Source organism: Microcystis sp. M53598_WE2 (assembly GCF_030067735.1).
Taxonomy (GTDB): domain Bacteria; phylum Cyanobacteriota; class Cyanobacteriia; order Cyanobacteriales; family Microcystaceae; genus Microcystis; species Microcystis aeruginosa.
The window spans coordinates 1-3,889 of sequence record NZ_JASJFE010000278.1 but is presented as its reverse complement, the minus strand read 5'-3'; the positions used below and the strand labels follow the sequence as shown (position 1 = coordinate 3,889).

Below are 3,889 nucleotides of genomic sequence, written 5' to 3'. Positions count from 1 at the left end.
TAACACATCAAAACCTGATGTTCTAAATTTTAAAATTCCTCTGCCTCCTCTTGAAAAACAAATCGAAATTAGTGAGCATATCACCGCAATTCGTAATCAAGCCAAACAACTCCAACAACAAGCCAAAGACGACCTAGAAAAAGCTAAACAGGAAGTGGAAGCCATGATTTTAGGTGATGACTAAAAGCCTAATTTATCGGCTCTTCTAGGTTCTGTGTGATCAGTTTAACTTACAATATGATCGATCTTTGTGTCCTCTGTGTCTTTGTGGTTCGTTCCACTCCCTCGCCAACAGGACTGTATCTTAGAATCCATTTTACCCACCAAACCTAAGAGAGCCATATTTTTAATACAATCGACCGCGCCAACTTTGGGGACGGGTAAAAGCAGAGATAAAAATGCGGATAACTGCCAGCGGATCCGCGAGGGGAGATAGCCAAAATAATCCCGAAGATAGATTGACTTTTTCGCCCCGATAGTAGCTAGGAGAGACAGCCAATAAAAGGGCAAAACGAATCAATAACAGCAGCAGGTTTAAAGTCAAAACAATTTTTAAACTCAGGAAATTGTAGCCAAAAATCAAAGCTGTGAGCAGTAAAGGGGTGATAATTATCGGTAATCCCTGAGTAAGAGCTAATAAAGCTAAATCGCCCCATAATTGCCCCTGATAGGAGGCATCTTTGAGGTCAAGAGATCTGCCCCATTCGCGCCAAGTTTCCTTAAGTCCTTCGTACATCCGCACGCGAATCAACTTCGCCCCATCGAGAAATCCCACCCGATAGCCTTTCGTTGCCGCTAGACGGGCCAGGGTGACATCATCGCAAAAAGAACCTTTTGCCCCGCTATAACCGTCTAAAGCCGCTAAAACTGACCGCCGGCAGAGAAAACATTGACCATTGGCCATGACTCGTTGGGGATCTTGCTCGCGCACTCCGGCCGCATCAAAGCGATAGAGCAAAGTCATCAATAAAGCTGGCTGTAACCACCATTCTCCCGGATAGGAGAGGATAAATTGCGGCGACAGGGAAACTAAATCATAACCTTCTGCGAGCGCAGCTTTAACTAAACTGGCGACTAAATTTGCTTGGGGTTGGGTATCGGCATCAATGCCCAAAATCCAGTCACTTTTAGGAGAACTAAACAAAAAACCATTGTGTAACGCCCAGGGACGACCTACCCAATCGGGGGGCAAAGGATAATCGGTTTTCAAGCGAAAGCGGGGGTCTTTTGCCGCTATCTCTTTGACTTTTTCCCGCGTACCATCTTGGGAATTGCTATCGACAATCAGAATTTCTCGCACTTCGTAACTCTGTTGACTCAATCCCTGTAAACAACCGTCAATCCTGGCCACTTCGTTTAACGTCGGCACAATCACGCTTACTGTCCCTAACATCTCCGGGGTGGGGGGTTGGGGAGTCAGGGGAGGACGACGACGCGCCCCTTTTAGCAGACGGGAAAGAAGGATAAAAAAGGCAACAGCCTGAGACAGCAGTAGCCCCAGGCAGAATGCACCGAGAATTATCTCAGTTAACAACTTATTTGGCTCCTCTCACCGAAACAACGGGGATTTTTAGGGTTGTTACTTCGCTGGTTGCCACTGTTTGCCCGGAAGCAACAGCCTTGGCGCGATTATAGAGGAGTATTAAAGGCAGAATACCGGTGAGTAATCCTAAGAAAATCGGCGGATAAATACCAGCACCCATACTCATGACCGTAGCAAAGCCAAAATTACCTAAATACATCACAAAAGGCAGGGTTAAATCTTGACTTGGCAGTTTCACCGGTTGCACTTGCCAAATTAAAGTGGCTACCGTCATAAAAACACAACCCGTACCGAACCAACCGGCAAAATTTTCATAGGGCATCCCAAAAAAAGCCCCCGGTTGTTCCCAAATCCAGAAGGGCATGGTAGTTTGACTCATGGCCGGATCTAGGACAAAATCCCAGGAAGTTAATAATACCGCCCCGATAGCGATCGCTCCTAGATTTTGTAGCCACTGGGGTATAGCAAGAGTGGATAAACCAACACGAGCGATAATATAGGCACTAAAACCGAGATAAAACCAAGATAGGGGGATAGTAAAGGGTACTAAACCCGCAATTTTGTAACCTAAGCCCGAAAGATAACGATAATGACCGAAAGGAAAGCCGGTACTGGTTCCCAAAAGTTCGCTACAAAGGGATAAACTGATAGCGGGAACCATGAATCCTAACCAGTGCCACACTCCTAGAGTCCGATAGGCATAAACAGCCACCGCTGCCATTCCTAACACCATATACACCACACCCCCCCCGGCCATTGACCAAGCAAAGGCAGTTTTGCCAAAATCTGGTAAATTGGCCACAAATTCGGGATGGGGCAAAACTAGCAACAATCCCGCTAGTCCAAAAGCCATCGATACGATATGACCGATGAGCAGAGCTTTTTCGATCGCAATTAGTCGTCTCATTAAATCTCTAGCACTGCGAAAGGATAATCATTTTCAAGTTTACAAATCTTTATTAAAGAATTATTACCCAGATCGGTCACTTTCGGCAAAAAAGTTTTGCAGGGGTTAGGGATTTGCCTGTAGTGGTGGTTTAGGAGTCCCTAGGCAGTCCCGATGAAAAAATTTTCACCCCCACAGATGAAAGAGGTTTCCTTCCCCACACCCCACACCCCACACCCTACACCCCACTTCCCCATCTCCTTAACTGCGTTTCCAAGTATTCCAAGCGACTTTAAAACCGATCAAGAGGCGACGGCTGCCACGATCGAGCTTGCTGAGACCAGCTTTAGCATTACCGAGACTGCGATCGACTCCTTGGACAACTTGGCGGGTACTTTTAACCCCTTCATCGATATTGTCGGTTAATTCGCTGATTTCCGCCCCTGTCAGGCGAATTGCTTCTAGAGTCGGGGGAAATTCCCGATGGAGGGTATCGAATAATTTTTCGGCACTGCGGGCTGCCCGGGCTAACTCTTGCAGGGCAGGTAAAGCGGCGATGAAAACCGCCGTTAAACTAACGGCGACTAGCAGTAAAGAACATCCTAGCCAGAAAATAGGTTCGGTCATTTAGTAGTGATTCGAGTGTTGATTATCGCCCTGGGGGGATTCTTGCGAGTCAGGGGAGGGATTGTCCGTGGCTAGACTTTGACTAGCTTCGATTCCGGCTGTCACCGCCTCTTTTAATCTCATTAAAGTATCATCCCAATTACGCCTGGCTGATTCCGATAGGCGATCGGCCTGCAATTGCATCGTCGTGGTCAGATCTTCGGCTAATTCAGGCAAAGCCCGCGCGGATTTTTGCAGAATTCGACGGGTTTCTTTTCCAGATCTGGGCGCTACTAATAAACCCGCCACTGCCCCGATCGCACTGCCCACTAAAACCCCGACGACGAATAAGCCACCGTTACCGTTATTGTTATCTGCCATAGGATTGCCCTTGTACTTAATTCCCAATTTTACGAGCAATTACACTTCTCTTGTGCAGTTTCTTCGGCAAAAATTTTGACCTGTTGCTCTTGGTAAGCAAAAACAGACCTAGAAGGGATAACTTGAGAAAAAACTAGCGATCGGGTAAGACCTGATTTTATGGCTGACTTTGAGCCAATAAGGAAGTGAAAAAGAAGAACCTCTGGGAGTCTTGCCGTGTTTCGACCCCAAAGGTTCCTCTTATGCTGAACTTATACTCCTCACACGATATTTATATTACACACAATCCGCTGCTTTTGTCAAGGGGTTTATGAAATTTTTTCCATAGACTTCTGGCCAAATTAATTTTTTAGGGTCGGTAGGCGCTCTTGCCGGGGACGGCTATCATCGAAAATTTGGGTCTGAAACCCCGCCGTTTTACGGCGGCTTTACTGTTAAATATTAGAACATTTACGAAATATATGCTAAAATGT

The 3,889-nt window shown here is 46.4% G+C and carries 5 protein-coding genes; 1 reads left to right on the top strand and 4 read right to left on the bottom strand.

Annotated features, from left to right (window positions below):
• The coding region (locus PX636_RS05885) for a restriction endonuclease subunit S domain-containing protein (RefSeq protein ID WP_288116476.1) at positions 1-184 on the top strand (184 nt) is incomplete at its 5' end.
• Between the two features lie 162 nt (positions 185-346).
• Here the strand turns inward: PX636_RS05885 and cruG are convergent.
• From cruG to PX636_RS05865, 4 genes are all read right to left on the bottom strand, one after another.
• Positions 347-1,534: a 2'-O-glycosyltransferase CruG gene (gene cruG / locus PX636_RS05880; RefSeq protein WP_288116475.1), complete on the bottom strand. Its 1,188-nt coding sequence runs from the start codon at positions 1,532-1,534 to the stop codon at positions 347-349.
• A gap of 1 nt (position 1,535) precedes the next feature.
• Complete coding sequence (gene cruF, locus PX636_RS05875; protein WP_079206048.1) at positions 1,536-2,450, bottom strand: gamma-carotene 1'-hydroxylase CruF; 915 nt, start codon at positions 2,448-2,450, stop codon at positions 1,536-1,538.
• A 240-nt stretch (positions 2,451-2,690) separates the two neighbouring features.
• Positions 2,691-3,056: a hypothetical protein gene (locus tag PX636_RS05870; RefSeq protein ID WP_008201269.1), complete on the bottom strand. Its 366-nt coding sequence runs from the start codon at positions 3,054-3,056 to the stop codon at positions 2,691-2,693.
• On the bottom strand, positions 3,057-3,416 hold the full coding sequence (locus PX636_RS05865; protein ID WP_012266582.1) for a YtxH domain-containing protein: 360 nt from the start codon (positions 3,414-3,416) through the stop codon (positions 3,057-3,059). It abuts the gene before it with no gap.
• Between the last annotated feature and the right edge of the window lie 473 nt (positions 3,417-3,889).